This is a genomic window from Flavobacterium sp. (genome assembly GCF_040402835.1).
Taxonomy (GTDB): domain Bacteria; phylum Bacteroidota; class Bacteroidia; order Flavobacteriales; family Flavobacteriaceae; genus Flavobacterium.
On the sequence record NZ_JBBALW010000018.1, the window covers coordinates 23,197 to 40,792 of the forward strand.

The window sequence follows — 17,596 nt, forward strand, 5'->3', positions numbered from 1 at the left end:
AAAAATCCCGCTAAAAAGCGGGATAAGCGATTCACTCGCTTTTTGCATTGCAAAAAGCGGTTCTCTGCTTACATATTCCTTCTGTACTGACCGCCAACTTCAAATAATGCACTCGTGATTTGACCCAAAGAACATACTTTTGTAGCTTCCATTAAATGCTCAAACAAATTTTCGTTTTTGATGGCTGCTTCTTGTAAATCATTCAAATGTTGGTTTACTTTATCCTGATTTGATTGGTGTAAATTGTTCAACATATCAATCTGGAATTGCTTTTCTTCTTCTGTAGCACGAATAACTTCTGCTGGAATAACGGTTGGTGAACCCTTAGAACTCAAGAATGTATTTACTCCAATTATTGGAAATTCACCTGTGTGTTTCAAGGTTTCGTAATACAAACTTTCTTCTTGGATTTTTGAGCGTTGGTACATCGTTTCCATTGCGCCAAGTACGCCACCACGTTCCGTAATTCTATCAAATTCTTCTAAAACTGCAGCTTCCACTAAATCAGTTAATTCCTCAATTATAAAAGCACCTTGAATAGGATTTTCGTTTTTAGTCAACCCCAATTCTTTATTTATAATCAATTGAATTGCCATTGCGCGACGCACTGATTCTTCTGTTGGCGTTGTAATTGCTTCGTCATAAGCATTGGTATGCAATGAGTTACAGTTGTCGTAAATTGCATATAAAGCTTGTAAGGTAGTACGAATATCATTGAAATCAATTTCTTGAGCGTGCAAAGAACGTCCAGATGTTTGAATGTGGTATTTCAACATTTGCGCTCTTTCATTGGCACCGTATTTATTTTTCATCGCTTTAGCCCAAATTTTACGAGCTACACGACCAATAACCGCATATTCAGGATCAATTCCATTCGAGAAAAAGAAAGATAAATTTGGTCCAAAATCGTTAATATCCATTCCACGACTTAGATAATATTCCACGTAAGTGAAGCCATTAGAAAGTGTAAATGCCAATTGAGAAATTGGGTTTGCCCCTGCTTCTGCAATGTGATAGCCCGAAATGGAAACCGAATAAAAATTTCTTACATTGTTTTTTATAAAATATTCCTGCACATCACCCATCAAACGAAGAGCAAATTCTGTAGAAAAAATACAAGTATTTTGTGCTTGATCTTCTTTTAAAATATCAGCTTGAACGGTTCCACGAACTTGCGAAAGGGTTCTGATTTTTATTTCATTATAAACAGATATTGGCAAAACTAAATCGCCAGTAACTCCTAAAAGTAGTAAGCCTAAACCATTATTTCCTTCAGGTAAATCCCCTTGGTATTTTGGTCTTGCAGTTCCTTTTTGTTTGTAAATTGCATCAATTTTAGCTTCAACTTCTTTTTCTAATTCGTTTTCTTTGATGTAAAATTCACATTGTTGGTCGATTGCAGCATTCATAAAAAAGCCGAGCAACATTGGCGCAGGCCCGTTTATAGTCATACTCACAGATGTTAATGCGTGTACTAAATCGAAACCCGAGTACAATTTTTTAGCGTCGTCCAAACAGCAAATTGAAACACCAGCATTTCCGATTTTTCCGTAAATATCTGGTCGGATATGTGGGTCATTTCCATATAAAGTCACGCTATCAAAAGCTGTAGAAAGTCTTTTTGCTGGTAATCCTGCGCTCACATAATGAAACCTTTTATTGGTTCGTTCTGGCCCACCTTCGCCAGCAAACATTCGAGATGGATCTTCGTCTTCTCTTTTAAAAGGGTACAAACCAGCGGTAAATGGAAATTCTCCAGGTACATTTTCTTGTAAGTTCCAACGCAAAATATCGCCCCAAGCTTCGTATTTTGGCATTGCAATTTTTGGAATTTGCGTGTGCGACAAACTTTCAGAATGGGTGGCAATTTTTATTTCCTTGTCTCTTACTTTAAAGGTGTAAAATGGATTTTTATATTTAGCAGCTTTATCATTCCAAGTCAATATTATTTCCCAATTATAGGGATCTAAATCCATTTTTAATTTCTCAAATTGATTTAATAAAAGAGAAATAAAAACCTTGTCTTCTGATTTTTCATTGGCAGCGTTTAAAATTTCAATGCCCGATTTATTCAAGATTGGTTCCTTTCCAGAAACGCTTTCAACAGTTTTGAAAATACCATATAATTTTTGCGCTACTTTTTGTTGTGACAATGAAGTGGCGTCATATTTACGATTATTTTCTGCAATTTCAGATAAATAACGGGTTCTATGAGGTGGAATTACGAATATTTTCTCGCTCATTTCACGAGTGATTTTGAATGTTGATTTCAAATCACTTTCCGTTTTTTCAACGATTTTATCTATTATCGCTTTGTAAAGCGTATTCATTCCTGGGTCGTTGAATTGAGAAGCAATAGTTCCGAATACAGGCATATTGTCAGGATTTACATCCCAAAGATTATGATTGCGTTGGTACTGCTTTTTCACATCGCGAACCGCATCAAGTCCACCTCGTTTATCAAATTTATTTAGTGCTACTAAATCGGCAAAATCAAGCATATCGATTTTTTCCAATTGGGTTGCAGCTCCAAATTCTGGTGTCATCACATATAAAGAAACATCGGAATGATCCATGATTTCCGTATCCGATTGCCCAATACCAGAAGTTTCCAAAATGATGATATCATAATTTGCAGCTTTTAAAACTTGGATGGCATCGGCAACGTATTTTGAAAGAGCTAAATTAGATTGGCGTGTTGCCAATGAACGCATATAAACTCTAGGATTATTGATAGCATTCATACGGATTCTGTCGCCTAATAATGCACCACCAGTTTTTCTTTTTGATGGGTCTACAGATATCAATCCGATGGTTTTTTCAGGGAAATCGATTAAGAATCGGCGAACCAATTCGTCAACTAAAGAGGACTTTCCAGAACCGCCAGTTCCTGTAATTCCGAGAACGGGAGCCCTCCCCGCCCCCGAAGGGTGAGCTTGAGAAGATTTCGGAAATACTTTATGAAATTCATCTGGAGTATTTTCTGCAAACGAAATTAATCTTGCAAGAGTTGTTACGTCTTTATCGGCAATCGATTTCTCGATAGTTTTGCCTTTTGTAAGGTTCAAAGGGGGATTTGCATAATCTGATTTTTGCACTAAATCATTAATCATTCCTTGTAATCCCATAGCGCGCCCATCGTCTGGTGCATAAATGCGTGTGATTCCGTAGGCTTGTAATTCTGCAATTTCAGAAGGCAAAATTACACCTCCGCCACCACCAAAAATTTTGATATGTTCTGCTCCTTTTTCTTTGAGCAAATCATACATATATTTAAAATATTCATTGTGTCCGCCTTGATAGGATGTTAGTGCAATTGCATTGGCATCTTCTTGAATAGCGGTGTTTACAACCTCTTCAACGCTTCTATCGTGTCCAAGATGAATTACTTCAACTCCTGTAGATTGGATAATTCTTCGCATAATATTTATAGCCGCATCGTGTCCGTCAAAAAGAGCGGCAGCGGTTACAATTCGGACTTTATGAACGGGTATGTAGGGTTTTTGAACTTCCATTTATGAATGTGATAATTTTAAAGCTGCAATTTACGAGTTTTTTAAAAATAATTTATCAATAATAGTAAAAAACATACTTTATGATAATGTGAATTTTTACATAAAAATTACTTTCTGCAAAAATATCAAAATTAATACTGAGGTCATAGCCCTGATAGCAGCGGTATCCCACGCTTTTTTGTGTGGATATAGCGGATAGCAGGTAACAGCTCCAAAAAAAAATGGAATAGATTTTGTATATCTTTGTAGAAATTAAAAGTTATGAAAAGAATTATTATGCTCCTTTTATTTGTGCCATTAATTGCTACTGCACAACTCGATCAATTGAAAAAATTTGCAAAGATTAAAGTTCCTAAAATCACAAATTTGGCAATAATTCCGGATATTAGTGCGGGATTAAAAGAAGCGTTGAACAATGGAATTACGAAACAAGTTTCAAAATTAACTGCGGAAGATGGCTTTTATAAAAATGATTTGGTGAAAATTTTACTACCCTCAGAATTACAAAAAGTAGATAGAACCTTACGAAGTTTAGGAATGTCAAATTTGGCAGATGAAGGCTTGAAATTGCTGAACAGAGCTGCTGAAAATGCAGTAAAAGAAGCCACACCAATATTTGTGGATGCAGTAAAAAATATGACATTCACAGATGCCAAAACGATTTTAATGGGGAATGAAAATTCGGCGACAACCTATTTAGAAACAGCAACTTCGACTGCATTATATGATAAATTTAGCCCTGTAATTTCGACTTCATTGGACAAAGTGAACGCAGATAAAATTTGGGAACAGCTGATAAATAAATACAATTCGATTCCATTAATTAGGAAAGTTTCGCCTGATTTAAAGGATTATGTTACTAAGGAAACGATGAAAGGCGTTTTTAAAATGGTTGCTGTAGAGGAAAAAGAAATTAGGGTGAATTTAAAAGCAAGAACTTCGCCATTATTAAAAAGTATTTTTGCGATGCAGGATAAAAAATAAGAATAATACCCTAAACAATAACACAGAAATAATATCAACTTAACATTCAAATGCTAAATTATGATGATTTTTGCAGACAGTTTAAAGTTAGTTTTTTTTGAATTAAGCCATTACTTTCGGGGAATGGCTTTTTTATTTTTGGCTATTTATAAAGGAAATAACCGTAATATTAAAAATTGTAGGTTGTTCAATATTTACTACGTGTCCGCATTGTTCAACTACAAATAATTGTGACGATTTAAAGTGTTTATCTACTACTTTTCTAACCGAAGGCAGAAACATATAATCCTCTTTACCCATGATGTATAAAGTTGGAATATTCAATTCTGCTTGGCGGAACCATTTCAAAATTGGATTGATTTCTGCTGTTAATTTGAACCATTTTATAAACTCCTTTTGATATAGTTTTTTGGCTTCATTAATAAAAAATAAACGGGATTGCTTGTGGTTTTTATTAGGCATAATTACAAAAGCAAAAAACTTATACAAAACCAAATACGGCAATAAATATTTGAAAATATCCCCCAATTTCATTAGGATTTGTGAACGAAAATTCATTTTTAGAATAGCACCGCCGAGTATCATACTTTGAACTCGATTTGGATGCATTTCTGCCAATTGACGAATTAAAATAGTACCTAATGAAATACCGACAAAATGGGATTTTTCAATTTTCAGATGGTCTAAAACTTCCAGAATGTCATTGGCCAAAGCCGAAAAAGTATATTTCTGTTTGAAAGCAATTTTAATTTGTTGGTTCGAATTCCCATGACCTCTCAAATCCAATAGTAGTACATTGTACAGCTTCTGAAAATCACGAATTTGCTTGAACCAAATAGAGGAACTTCCACCTGCACCATGCACGAAGGTTACCCAGGGGGCACTTTTTTTGTTTTCGTAAATGGTATAATGTATCACTCTTTTTTTGGTAAATGTAACTGATTTATGTTTAATTATTTACAATATAAAAAAAAACTCAAATTGAATTGTGTAAAATTTTGAAATATTCAAAGGCTTTTAACAAGCGGCTTCCGTACCAAGAAAACATTTCACCATCTACAAAAATAGTAGTGGCGTGGTGTGTTGCTCTTCCAATTTCGAAAGCATCTTCTTCCCTGAACGGGAAAGGTTCAGACGATAAAAATACAATGTCGGGATCGCCATCTATTCGTATTTTTTTGAGTTCAATTTCAGGATAACGCCCTTTGTTTTCATATATATTTTGGAAGTGATTGAGCTTCAATAATTCATCTATAAATGTATTAGAGCCCGCAACCATAAAGGGATTTTTCCAGATGAAGTAGGCAACTTTCACAAAAGGTTTTTCTTTTACAAAATTTTGAAAATCGCTCAAGGCAAATGCCAATTTATCGTTCCATTTTTGTGACTCGGTTCGACAATTAAGTAATCGCCCGAAGTCGGAAATCATTCTGAAATTGTCTTCAATTGTAATAATATCAGTGACCCAAACAGGACAAGTTTTTCTCAATTCTTCAATAATTTCTTTCGTGTTTTCTTCTTTATTGGCAATGATTAAATCGGGTTTCAATAATCTAATCTTTTCAAAATGGATGTTTTTAGTGCCGCCAACACTCTTTTTTGTAGTTTTAAAATGATACGGATGCACACAAAACTTAGTAATACCAACAATTTTTTCTTCCTGACCTAAATCAAATAGCAATTCCGTTTGGGAGGGAACTAAAGAAATTATTCGCGTTGGCGAGGATTCAAAAATATGATCAATTCCGATTTGGTCAACCAATTTCATAGCCATAAACTCAATTATTATAAAATGTAAATTTATTGCTTTTTAAACAATAAAATCCAATTGTGTATGGTTTTTGTATAGGTATGTTAAACTATATTAGCAATAATGTATACTATATTTGTTTAGTTATAATAATTAAACTCAATCATTCTAAATGCGGAATTTTATTTTTTCAACAATCCTATTTTCGTCCTCACTGATTTATTCACAAGTTCAAATTTCTCAGGACAACTTTGAAGGCAATAGTACTATAAACAGTTGGTTTGGAGATGACTGTGGAATGGATACCAATTTTACAAATCCTTATCAAATTGGAATAAACACCTCTTCAAAAGTATTGAAATATTCTGATATTGGTGGACCTTATGCAAATGTTCGTTTTGATGCAGGATTCAATTATAATTTAGCAACTAGTAGTGTTTTTTCTTTAAAAATATATGTTCCCTCAAGTGGAATTACAGGAAATAGAACGAATCAAATCTCACTAAAACTTCAAAATGGTTCGCTCGCTTCGCCTTGGTCAACGCAATGTGAAATTATAAAGCCAATTGTATTAAATCAATGGCAAACGATAACTTTTAATTTCGCAACAGATACTTATGTAAATTTAGATTCGAATTCAGCTAATCCAATAATCCGATCTGATTTTAGTAGAGTTGTACTTCAAGTAAATGGCGAAAATAACACTTCTCAGGTTGTTGCTTTCCTAGATGATTTTTTATATTCAGGTGCCGCAACACTATACAACAATTTAGTTTGGAGTGATGAATTTGATACCAATGGTGCTGTAAATGCTACAAAATGGTTTCCGCAAACCCAACTTCCAAATGGAAATAGCTGGTACAACGGTGAATTGCAACATTATACCAATCGTCAGGTAAATTCAACTATTAATAATGGGATTCTTAGTATTGTTGCCAAGAGGGAAGCCTTTACCGATCAGGGAAAAACCAAGCAATTCACCTCGGCTCGATTGAATTCAAAATTTGCATTCAAATATGGGCGTGTAGAAGTGCGTGCTAAACTTCCAACTGGTGCTGGAACATGGCCTGCAATTTGGATGCTTGGAAAAAATATTATTGAGCCAGGAGGTTATTGGACCAGCGCTTTTGGAACTGCAAGTTGGCCTGCATGCGGGGAAATTGATATTATGGAGCATTGGGGAACCAATCAAAATGTAGTATCTAGCGCAGTTCATCATCCTATTAATGGGAATTTATCAGTGGGTGAATATGTTTCAAACTCACAAAATAAACCAGGAGTTTCAACTGATTTTCATATTTATGCTTTAGAATGGGATTCTCAAAAATTAACATTTAGTGTTGATGGGATTAATCATTTAACCTACAATCCAGCTGTAAAAAACCAATATACTTGGCCATTTGATGCTGAACAATATATTTTATTAAATGTAGCTATAGAGCCGAGTGTAACTGCCAGTTTTGTTCAATCAGCAATGGAAGTAGACTATGTTAGGGTTTACCAACAAACAAGTTTAGGAAATAGCTATGTAACTAAAGAGAAAGATTTACTTTTATTTCCCAATCCTGCTAAGGACAAACTAAACCTTAAAATTTCGGAAAATCAAATTGGAAATCAAATAACAATTTATTCCATTTTGGGTCAAGAATTAAATTCTTACGTCTTAAATACAGAGGAAACTATTTTAGATATATCTCACTATCAAAACGGAATCTACCTTTTGAAAATAAATACAAATTCGGGTATTCAAACTTATAAATTTATTAAAAAATAGTAGTTTTTAAGATTTCTGCCATTTCCAACTGCATTTTCTGAGCTTCTTCCCTAGCCTTTTCAGCAAAATCAGTTCCATTAGAAGCGTAAATTATAGCTCTTGAAGAATTGATTAGCAATCCAACATAGGCATTCATTCCGTATTTGCAAACTTCCGAAAGACTTCCACCTTGGGCGCCAACACCAGGAACAAGCAAGAAACTATTAGGTACAATTTTTCGGATTTCAGTGAAATACTCCGCTTTTGTAGCCCCAACAACGTACATAAGGTTTTCAGAATTTTTCCAAGTTTTTGAAATTTCTAAAACCTGTTTGTACAATTCTACACCATCTATTTTCAAGGTTTGAAAATCAAAAGCACCTTCATTAGAAGTCAAAGCCAGCATAATTGTGTGCTTGTTTTCGAAAGCCAAAAAGGGTTCAACCGAATCTTTTCCCATATACGGTGCAACAGTTACGCTATCAAAATTCAAATCTTCAAAGAACGCTTTGGCGTACATCGATGACGTATTCCCTATATCTCCTCGTTTTGCATCCGCTATTGTGAAGATTTCAGGATGATTTTCATTGATGTAGTTGATTGTTTTTTGTAATGAAATCCAACCTTTAATTCCATACGCTTCATAAAAAGCAGTATTGAGTTTATAGGAAACTGCCACATCATGTGTCGCATCAATTATAGACTTATTGAACTCGAAAATCGGGTCTTCTAATGCTAATAAATGAGGTGGGATTTTAGACAAATCAACATCCAAACCAATGCAAAGAAAGGATTTTTTGATTTTGATTTGTTGAATTAATTCTTTAGTTATCATTGTTGTGTGTTTAACTCAATGTTCGCAAAGTTTTTCGCAAAGTTCGCAAGGAAATCCTATTTTTTTGCCACGAATTAAAGAATTAAAAATTTTAAAAATTCTTGACCCAAACAAAAGCGAACAGGCGAAGCAATTCTATTAAATTCTATATGTTCTAATTTTTCGATTCACATTTTCCCACAGTTGAAACTGTGGGCTATGCTTGTACTTGACCGTTTGATACATTGCCCACGGTTTCAACAGGGTTTTTTTGTGTTTACACGTTTCAAATATTGCGCACGGTTTAAACCGTGGGATTTTTTTTATATTTGACCGTTTCGTGAATTTTCCCACAGTTGAAACTGAGGGCTATGCTTGTCTTTGACCAAGTAAATTATCTCTTCATCGCCTTAAAATACCTCACTCGCTTCCTTCAATTTCTCCATGTTATTCACCAATTGCAATTCATCTACAATTTTCTGAATATCGCCATTCATAATATTTCCTAAATCGTATAAAGTCAATCCAACTCGGTGATCCGTTACACGACCTTGCGAATAATTATAGGTTCTAATTTTTGCCGAACGGTCTCCAGAACTCACTTGAGAAGTACGTTTTGTAGCGTCTTCCGCTTGTTTTTTTGCCAATTCTTGTTCGTATAAACGAGAACGTAAAACGCCCATCGCCTTATCTTTATTCTTGTGTTGCGATTTTTGATCCTGACATTGCGCCACTAATCCTGTTGGAATGTGCGTCAATCGAACAGCAGATTTCGTAGTGTTTACCGATTGTCCTCCAGGTCCTGACGAACAGAAAAAATCAACACGAACATCGTTCATATCAATTTGAACATCAAATTCTTCGGCTTCTGGAAGCACCATAACCGTCGCAGCCGAAGTGTGAACTCGACCTTGCGTTTCCGTTTGTGGAACGCGTTGCACTCGGTGAACACCCGCTTCAAACTTCAAAGTTCCATAAACATCTTCGCCTGTAACTTCAAAAATTACTTCTTTGAAACCCCCAGAAGTTCCTTCATTCATATCCACTACTGAAGTTCTCCAACCTCTATTTTCACAATATTTAGTGTACATTCTAAACAAATCACCTGCAAAAATACTCGCTTCGTCTCCACCAGTTCCAGCACGAATCTCCACCATAACATTTTTCGCATCTTCCTCGTCTTTCGGAATCAACAAAAACTTAATCTCGTCCTCTAATAAAGGTAAACGTTCCTTCGCTTCTTCCAATTGCATCTTAGCCATTTCGGTCATATCTGCATCACTACCATCGGCAATAATCTCGTTAGCTTCCTCAATATTTCCCATCAAAACGACATACTCGTCCCGTTTATCGGCAAGCGTTTTCAATCCTTTATATTCCTGATTCAATTGCACATAACGCTTTTGATCGCTAATCACATCGGGCTGAATAATCAAATCCGAAATCTCATCGAAACGCTGTTTTACTATTTGAAGTCTGTCTAACATGTTATTTTTTCAATAATTAAGTGTGCAAATTTACAAAAAATAGTTGATACTATAAAGCAAACTCATTTTCGATTTTTTTTAAGCTTTATCCCGCTATCCACTGAATCTAGGCTAAAAAGCGTGGGATGCCGCTTCCAACTGCCTGGCGGCAAGTTGGTCTGGACTATGGGTTTCGGTTTCAAACTACAATGTAAGTATTTTAATAGTACTCCGTTTTATTTGCTTAATATTCAGAACCTTAAAAATATTATTTATAATAATTATAAATAAACTTTTTTTATTCATTATTCGTATATATATTTGCACAATTATTTTTAATTAATCTAAATAAATGTATAAATATATTTTCATTTTGACACTTACATCGTTTGTTAGTGCTGCTAATTTTGGTCAGGAAGCCAAAAATTTCGATTCACAAGTTAATCCATCAGAAGATATCATTATAGAAAATGATACTTTAAAACCAAGAAAAACACAAATTCTTCAAGAAGTTATTGTGATAACAAATCAACAGAAAAAACCAATAACTGCTCGAAAAATATCGATCAAAACTTTGGATTTGCCACAAGCAATATCCATTATAGAAAGTGAAACAATCAAGCAACAACAAATTTTAAGATTATCCGATGCTGTAAAAAATACAAACGGAGTATATGTTTCTGGGGCAAGTAACGCATCGGGTAATAATCAAGAAGAAATTGGTTCACGCGGATTTTCATTTAGTGGTGGAAATACATTTAAAAACGGAGTTCGTTTCAACGGTTCTTTAATTCCAGAAACCAGTTCCGTTGAATCTATAGAAATTGTGAAAGGAAGTTCTGCACTTTTATACGGAAATGTTGCTCCCGGCGGAATTTTAAACTTGATAACCAAAAAACCTAGGTTTTACCAAGGCGGAGAAATAAATTTAAGGGTTTCTGAATATAATTTTTTCAAACCTACCATAGATGTTTATGGTAGTGTAAACGATAGTAAAATGCTCGCTTACAGAATTATTACTAGCTATGAAAAAGGAAATAGTTTTAGAAATTATGTGGGTAGCAACAGAATTTACTTCAATCCTTCCTTTTTAATAAATTTAAATAAAAAAACAACTTTATTAATTGAAGGTGATTATTTAAAAGACGAAAGAACTCCAGATTTTGGTCTTACTACTATTGATTATAAAGTTATTGATTTACCAAGAAACTCTTTCTTAGGTTTTGATTGGGGAGAATTCAATTCAAAACAAGAAAGTTTCACTTCCACATTAACACATCAGTTGAAAGAAAATTGGCAGTTAAAAGCATTGTATTCTTATCAAGGATACACAACATTTTTACAGTCAAGCTTGCGTCCTAATAGCACTAATTTGGTACAAACTAATGGAGATTGGACACGAGGCGTACAAAAAAATGATGCCAAACAAGATTACAGTTTAGCAGAAATTGATTTAACAGGGACTTTTGCTATTGGCAAAATAAAACATACGTTGCTTGTTGGATCTGATGCAGACAAAAGTACGACAGACACTAGATTATTTAAAAATATAATTTATTTTGACAAGATAAATATTTACAATCCTAGAGTTATCATCAGCAAAAATACAAACTACCAATCAGCTATAATTCCAGAAATGGAAATTAACACTAATGCTTTGGCTACAGTAAAAAGATTTGGAATTTACGCCCAAGACTTAGTAGAGATTAGTGAAAAATTTAAAGTTTTGGCAGGTTTGCGTTATAGTTATTTAGACAATACTACCAATACATTAACGGTTGCATCCAATATTAATATTGAATCGAAAACCAACGACAATGTGTATTCTACAAGATTGGGTTGGATTTACCAGCCCGCAAAAAACAATTCTATTTTTGCTAGCTATTCCGACTCTTTCGTACTAAATACAGGAACGGACAAAGATTTTAAAGCGTTACCTACATCAAAAATTAATCAATATGAAATAGGATTCAAAAATGACCTTCTAAAAAATCACTTATCTATAAATTTGACTGGATATGTAATAGATTATACCAATTTAGCACAAACCGATTTTTCCAATGGTAATAACAATACTTCTATTAAAGAATTGGCTGGTGCGTATCAAAGTATAGGATTAGAATTGGATATTACTGGAGATTATAAAGGATTTAGAATGATTGCAGGTTATAGTTTTAACGAAACAAAATACACAATAAGTAATATTTACGATAAAGGAACAGCGTTACGATTTACACCAAAAAATACAGCTAACACCAGTTTGTTTTACACTTTCGGACAAGATAACAAATTGCGCGGATTTGAATTAGGAATAATTTCTTCTTATTATGGAAAAACATTAGGCGGAAGATTACGACCAAACAATGCTTCTACTCCAGCTGAATTAGCAAGAAAACCAATACCTGTAGACGGATATTTACAGTTTGATGTCTCTTTGGGTTATTCTATAAAAAACTTTGGTATCAGAACAAAACTAACAAACCTAAGCAATGTTTTAAGTTATTATGTCTACGATGATAATACGGTTACTCCTATAGCACCACGAATGCTAACAACTACATTATCTTATACTTTTTAAAATGAAAAGCATCAAAGCACGAAATTTACACCGCGATTTAGGCTATTTTTATATTGGATTAATCATTTCTTTTGCATTTTCTGGAATTTTGATGAACCATCGTGATAGTTGGCATCCTGAAAAATACACTGTGGAAACAAAAGCGATAAAAGTTAAACTTCCAGCAGAAATTGAAATTACTGACCAATTTGCGGAAAATTTAGGAAAATTATTAAGTATTGATGACAAAATACGCAGACAAAACATCAAAAAAGGAAACTTGAAAATTTCTTTTGAAAAACACGATGTCGAAATTGATATGAAAACTGGAAAAGGAGAAATAGTATCCTTTATTAAAACCCCTATTATTAGCCAAACGATGAGACTGCATAAAACCAACTCAAATTGGTGGATTTATTATGGCGATTTATTCGGAATTTCTTTAATTGTAATTGCAATAACAGGAATGATAATGATTCCTTCTGGTAAATTTTCTTTCAAAAAAAGAGGTTGGAAATTAGCAATTGCAGGATTAATTTTTCCTTTATTGATATTGGTATTATTGAATTAAAAAGTGAAGGCTGTATTTAAATACAGCCTTCACTTTTTATAAAATAAATAAAACTACATCTTTTTCAACTGCTCTTTCATCATTACGATTTGATCTTTAAGCATGTTTTGCTTGTCTAATTTTTTAGCTTCATTTAGTAACGTAGTCGCTTCTAATTTTCTTCTTCTTGTCATTGCAACTCCCGCTAAATTCAATTTTGCAACTGCTAAATCCATATCCATTGACAATCCTAATTCAATTGCTTTCTTGAAATATTTCTCCGCTTGAATCAAATTAGTTTGAGAAAGCATAATTCCGTGAAGATAATTAAAATAGCCTTGTTGCTTGCGAACTAAAGCAGATTCAGGGTTTTTGATGTGTGCCAACCATTTTTGCGCACCTGGAAAGTCTTGTTTTCTTAACTTTAAAAAAGCCAATAAAATAAATTCGTTTTTATAATATAAGAAAATTGGAATAATAGATAAAAAAATAAGGAAAATTCCATTTCCAATTTCGCTTTCAGTAAACCTCCAAATTCCTGAACAGATAATAAGTGCAGCGAAAATTAGTTTGATATTTTTGTGAAACATACTATTTGATTAAATGATTTTGCAAAGATAGTAAAAGGAATTTAAAATATTTTTACAAAACTACTTGCAAAGAAAAAAAGTCTTTGTATATTTGCACTCGGTTTTAAAGCATATAGTATTTAAAACTCCCAATGATATTTTAATACAAGATTTTAAAGATAACAAACAATGAGCAAAAGAACGTTTCAACCATCGAAAAGAAAGAGAAGAAATAAGCACGGATTTATGGACAGAATGGCTTCTGCAAATGGAAGAAAAGTCCTTGCTCGTAGAAGAGCTAAAGGAAGACATAAATTGACAGTTTCTTGCGAACCAAGACACAAAAAATAATGTTTGTTTAAACATATATAAAGGCGTTACTGTTATTAGTATCGCCTTTTTTTATATCTAATAAGTAAAAAACTCGTTAAAGGTTTCAATTACAACAAAACCTTAAATATAACAACAACACAACAAACTAACTACACAATGCCAAAAGACAATTCAATAAAATCGGTTTTAATAATAGGTTCAGGACCAATTGTTATCGGGCAAGCCTGCGAATTTGATTATGCAGGTTCTCAAGCAGCGCGTTCCATTCGTGAAGAAGGCATCGAAGTGATTTTGATAAATTCAAATCCTGCCACAATTATGACCGATCCTTCTATGGCGGATCATATTTATTTGAAACCTTTAACTACAAAATCCATTATTGAAATTCTAAAAGCACATCCTCAAATTGATGCTGTTTTACCAACAATGGGCGGACAAACCGCTTTGAATTTATGCTTAGAAGCAGATGAAAAAGGAATTTGGGCAGATTTTGGTGTTCGATTAATTGGTGTTGACATCAATGCAATCAATATTACCGAAGATAGAGAGCAATTCAAACAACTTTTACATAGAATTAATATCCCAACAGCTCCTGCAAAAACAGCAACTTCGTTCTTAAAAGGGAAAGAAATTGCCCAGGAATTCGGATTTCCATTAGTAATCCGTCCGTCATTTACTTTAGGTGGAACTGGCGCTGCTTTTGTTCATACTAAAGAGGATTTTGACGAATTATTAACTCGAGGTTTAGAAGCTTCTCCAATTCACGAAGTCCTGATTGACAAGGCTTTAATTGGCTGGAAAGAATACGAATTAGAACTTTTACGCGATAAAAATGACAATGTTGTAATCATCTGTTCTATCGAAAATATGGATCCAATGGGAATTCATACTGGCGATAGTATTACGGTTGCACCTGCAATGACTTTATCGGATACCACGTTTCAAAAAATGAGAGATATGTCCATTTTGATGATGCGAAGTATCGGGAATTTTGCGGGTGGTTGTAACGTGCAATTTGCCGTTTCACCTGATGAAAAAGAAGATATTGTAGCCATCGAAATCAATCCTCGTGTGTCTCGTTCTTCTGCATTAGCATCAAAAGCAACAGGTTATCCAATTGCGAAAATTGCTTCAAAACTGGCTTTAGGGTATCATTTAGATGAATTACAAAACCAAATTACAAAATCAACTTCGGCTTTATTTGAACCAACTTTAGATTATGTAATTGTAAAAATACCCCGTTGGAACTTCGATAAATTTGAAGGTGCTGATAGAACTTTAGGATTGCAAATGAAATCTGTGGGTGAAGTAATGGGAATTGGTCGTTCTTTCCAGGAAGCCTTACACAAAGCAACACAATCATTAGAAATCAAACGAAATGGGCTTGGTGCCGACGGAAAAGGATATAAAAACTACGATCAAATTATCGAAAAACTGACTTTTGCGAGTTGGGATCGGGTTTTTGTGATTTATGACGCTATTGCGATGGGAATTCCATTGAGTAGAATTCACGAAATCACTAAAATTGATATGTGGTTTCTAAAACAATATGAAGAATTATATACTTTAGAACGCGAAGTTTCTAGATTTAAAGTGGATACTTTACCTAAAGAATTACTTTTGGAAGCCAAACAAAAAGGCTTTGCCGACCGACAAATTGCACACATGATGGGCTGTTTGGAAAGTCAGGTTTATAAATTACGTGAAGAAAAAAATGTAAAACGCGTTTATAAATTAGTAGATACTTGTGCTGCCGAATTTAAAGCGAAAACGCCTTATTACTACTCGACTTTTGAAGCGGAGATTGAAAAAGCAAACGGAGAAAAATATGTGGACAACGAAAGCGTTGTTTCTAAAAAGAAAAAAGTGATAGTTTTAGGTTCAGGACCAAATAGAATTGGGCAAGGAATTGAATTTGACTATTCTTGCGTTCACGGCGTATTGGCTGCGGCAGAATGTGGCTATGAAACTATTATGATTAATTGCAATCCTGAAACCGTTTCTACTGATTTTGATACTGCTGATAAACTGTATTTTGAACCCGTATTTTGGGAACATATTTACGATATTATTCGTCACGAAAAACCAGAAGGCGTAATTGTTCAATTGGGTGGTCAAACTGCATTAAAATTAGCAGAAAAATTATCTAAACACGGCATTAAAATTATTGGAACTTCTTTTGATGCTTTAGATTTAGCCGAAGATAGAGGTCGTTTTTCGGAACTATTAACAGAGTTGAAAATCCCATTTCCTCAATTCGGAATTGCTGAAAATGCAGACCAAGCAAGTGCTTTAGCAGATGTTTTAGATTTCCCACTTTTGGTCAGACCTTCCTATGTTTTGGGTGGTCAAGGAATGAAAATCGTTATCAATAAACAAGAATTAGAAGAACACGTAATTGATTTATTAAAATCGATTCCTGGAAATAAATTACTTTTAGATCATTATCTTGACGGTGCAATTGAGGCTGAAGCCGATGCCATTTGCGACGGTGAAAATGTGTATATCATTGGAATAATGGAACATATCGAACCTTGTGGTGTGCATTCAGGCGATAGTAATGCTACTTTACCACCATTTAATTTAGGTGAATTGGTTATGACTCAAATAAAAGATCATACTAAGAAAATTGCATTGGCATTGCGAACTGTTGGCTTAATTAATATCCAATTTGCCATCAAAGACGAAGTCGTTTATATTATTGAAGCCAATCCCAGAGCCTCAAGAACGGTTCCTTTTATTGCAAAAGCTTATGGCGAACCGTATGTAAATTATGCCACAAAAGTAATGTTGGGGCACAATAAAGTAACCGATTTCAAATTCAACCCGCAACTAAAAGGATATGCAATCAAGCAACCCGTTTTTTCATTTAGCAAATTCCACGGTGTAAACAAAGCATTGGGACCAGAAATGAAATCCACTGGGGAAAGCATATTGTTTATTGACGATTTAAAAGACGACCAGTTTTATGAATTGTACTCCAGACGGAAAATGTATTTGAGTAAATAATATCGAATAAACAAAAAAAGCCTCAAGAAACTGACGCTTTTTTTGTTTAAAACCTACCTAAATAGAATTGAATTTATTTCTGATATATAATTTGGAGCGAATTGTTCCTGCCTTTCAGCAATTGCAATTCCCGCTTTCGGCTATATCTCTTCGCTTCGCTGCTAGGATACCGCCTCAAATGAAATTCACTGAACTCCAATTAAAATAAAACTATAGTGAAGTAATCGAGGCTACTGGAGTAGTCATTTTCTTGCTTTTAATTTTTTGGATTTTTAAATATAATAAATATGGCTTTA

Annotated in this window: 12 protein-coding genes; 6 read left to right on the top strand and 6 right to left on the bottom strand. The window is 34.0% G+C overall.

Going from position 1 to position 17,596, the window contains the following annotated elements; all coding sequences use genetic code 11:
* Nucleotides 1-68: 68 nt before the first annotated feature.
* Nucleotides 69-3,515: a methylmalonyl-CoA mutase family protein gene (locus AC9UEH_RS07695; protein ID WP_509530413.1), complete on the bottom strand. Its 3,447-nt coding sequence runs from the start codon at nucleotides 3,513-3,515 to the stop codon at nucleotides 69-71.
* A gap of 261 nt (nucleotides 3,516-3,776) precedes the next feature.
* Between AC9UEH_RS07695 and AC9UEH_RS07700 the strand changes: the two genes are divergently transcribed.
* Nucleotides 3,777-4,499 carry a DUF4197 domain-containing protein gene (locus AC9UEH_RS07700; RefSeq protein WP_509530416.1) on the top strand — a complete coding sequence of 241 codons (723 nt, stop codon included), beginning with the start codon at nucleotides 3,777-3,779 and terminating at the stop codon, nucleotides 4,497-4,499.
* A gap of 132 nt (nucleotides 4,500-4,631) precedes the next feature.
* On the opposite strand, the gene AC9UEH_RS07705 is transcribed toward AC9UEH_RS07700, so the two are convergent.
* Both AC9UEH_RS07705 and AC9UEH_RS07710 read right to left on the bottom strand, forming a co-directional pair.
* Nucleotides 4,632-5,417, bottom strand: coding sequence for an alpha/beta fold hydrolase (locus tag AC9UEH_RS07705; protein WP_509530418.1), 786 nt, complete (start codon nucleotides 5,415-5,417; stop codon nucleotides 4,632-4,634).
* A gap of 58 nt (nucleotides 5,418-5,475) precedes the next feature.
* Nucleotides 5,476-6,273, bottom strand: coding sequence for an ABC transporter substrate-binding protein (locus AC9UEH_RS07710; protein ID WP_509530421.1), 798 nt, complete (start codon nucleotides 6,271-6,273; stop codon nucleotides 5,476-5,478).
* Nucleotides 6,274-6,421: 148 nt separating this feature from the next.
* Between AC9UEH_RS07710 and AC9UEH_RS07715 the strand changes: the two genes are divergently transcribed.
* Nucleotides 6,422-8,023 carry a family 16 glycosylhydrolase gene (locus tag AC9UEH_RS07715; protein WP_509530423.1) on the top strand — a complete coding sequence of 534 codons (1,602 nt, stop codon included), beginning with the start codon at nucleotides 6,422-6,424 and terminating at the stop codon, nucleotides 8,021-8,023.
* On the opposite strand, the gene pyrF is transcribed toward AC9UEH_RS07715, so the two are convergent.
* Both pyrF and prfA read right to left on the bottom strand, forming a co-directional pair.
* Nucleotides 8,013-8,837, bottom strand: coding sequence for an orotidine-5'-phosphate decarboxylase (gene pyrF, locus AC9UEH_RS07720; protein WP_509530426.1), 825 nt, complete (start codon nucleotides 8,835-8,837; stop codon nucleotides 8,013-8,015). The two genes, AC9UEH_RS07715 and pyrF, sit on opposite strands and share 11 nt — an antisense overlap.
* 389 nt (nucleotides 8,838-9,226) lie before the next feature.
* Entirely contained in the window at nucleotides 9,227-10,303 is a 1,077-nt protein-coding gene (gene prfA, locus AC9UEH_RS07725) for a peptide chain release factor 1 (protein WP_509530429.1), read from the bottom strand.
* A gap of 331 nt (nucleotides 10,304-10,634) precedes the next feature.
* Here prfA and AC9UEH_RS07730 point away from each other — a divergent pair, with 331 nt between their 5' ends.
* The gene (locus tag AC9UEH_RS07730) at nucleotides 10,635-12,860 is read left to right on the top strand and encodes a TonB-dependent siderophore receptor (protein WP_509530431.1); all 2,226 of its coding nucleotides are present in this window, start codon (nucleotides 10,635-10,637) and stop codon (nucleotides 12,858-12,860) included.
* Nucleotide 12,861: 1 nt separating this feature from the next.
* Nucleotides 12,862-13,410: a PepSY-associated TM helix domain-containing protein gene (locus tag AC9UEH_RS07735; protein WP_509530433.1), complete on the top strand. Its 549-nt coding sequence runs from the start codon at nucleotides 12,862-12,864 to the stop codon at nucleotides 13,408-13,410.
* Nucleotides 13,411-13,463: 53 nt separating this feature from the next.
* Here AC9UEH_RS07735 and AC9UEH_RS07740 read toward each other — a convergent pair whose 3' ends face one another.
* Nucleotides 13,464-13,979 (bottom strand): DUF2892 domain-containing protein, encoded by a 516-nt coding sequence (locus tag AC9UEH_RS07740; protein ID WP_509530435.1) that lies wholly within the window; start codon nucleotides 13,977-13,979, stop codon nucleotides 13,464-13,466.
* Nucleotides 13,980-14,147: 168 nt separating this feature from the next.
* On the opposite strand from AC9UEH_RS07740, the gene rpmH reads away from it, so the two are divergent.
* Together rpmH and carB are read left to right on the top strand one after the other, a co-directional pair.
* Nucleotides 14,148-14,309: a 50S ribosomal protein L34 gene (rpmH, locus tag AC9UEH_RS07745; protein ID WP_007136275.1), complete on the top strand. Its 162-nt coding sequence runs from the start codon at nucleotides 14,148-14,150 to the stop codon at nucleotides 14,307-14,309.
* 138 nt (nucleotides 14,310-14,447) lie between these two features.
* Nucleotides 14,448-17,300 (top strand): carbamoyl-phosphate synthase large subunit, encoded by a 2,853-nt coding sequence (carB, locus tag AC9UEH_RS07750; RefSeq protein WP_509530443.1) that lies wholly within the window; start codon nucleotides 14,448-14,450, stop codon nucleotides 17,298-17,300.
* Nucleotides 17,301-17,596 lie beyond the last annotated feature (296 nt).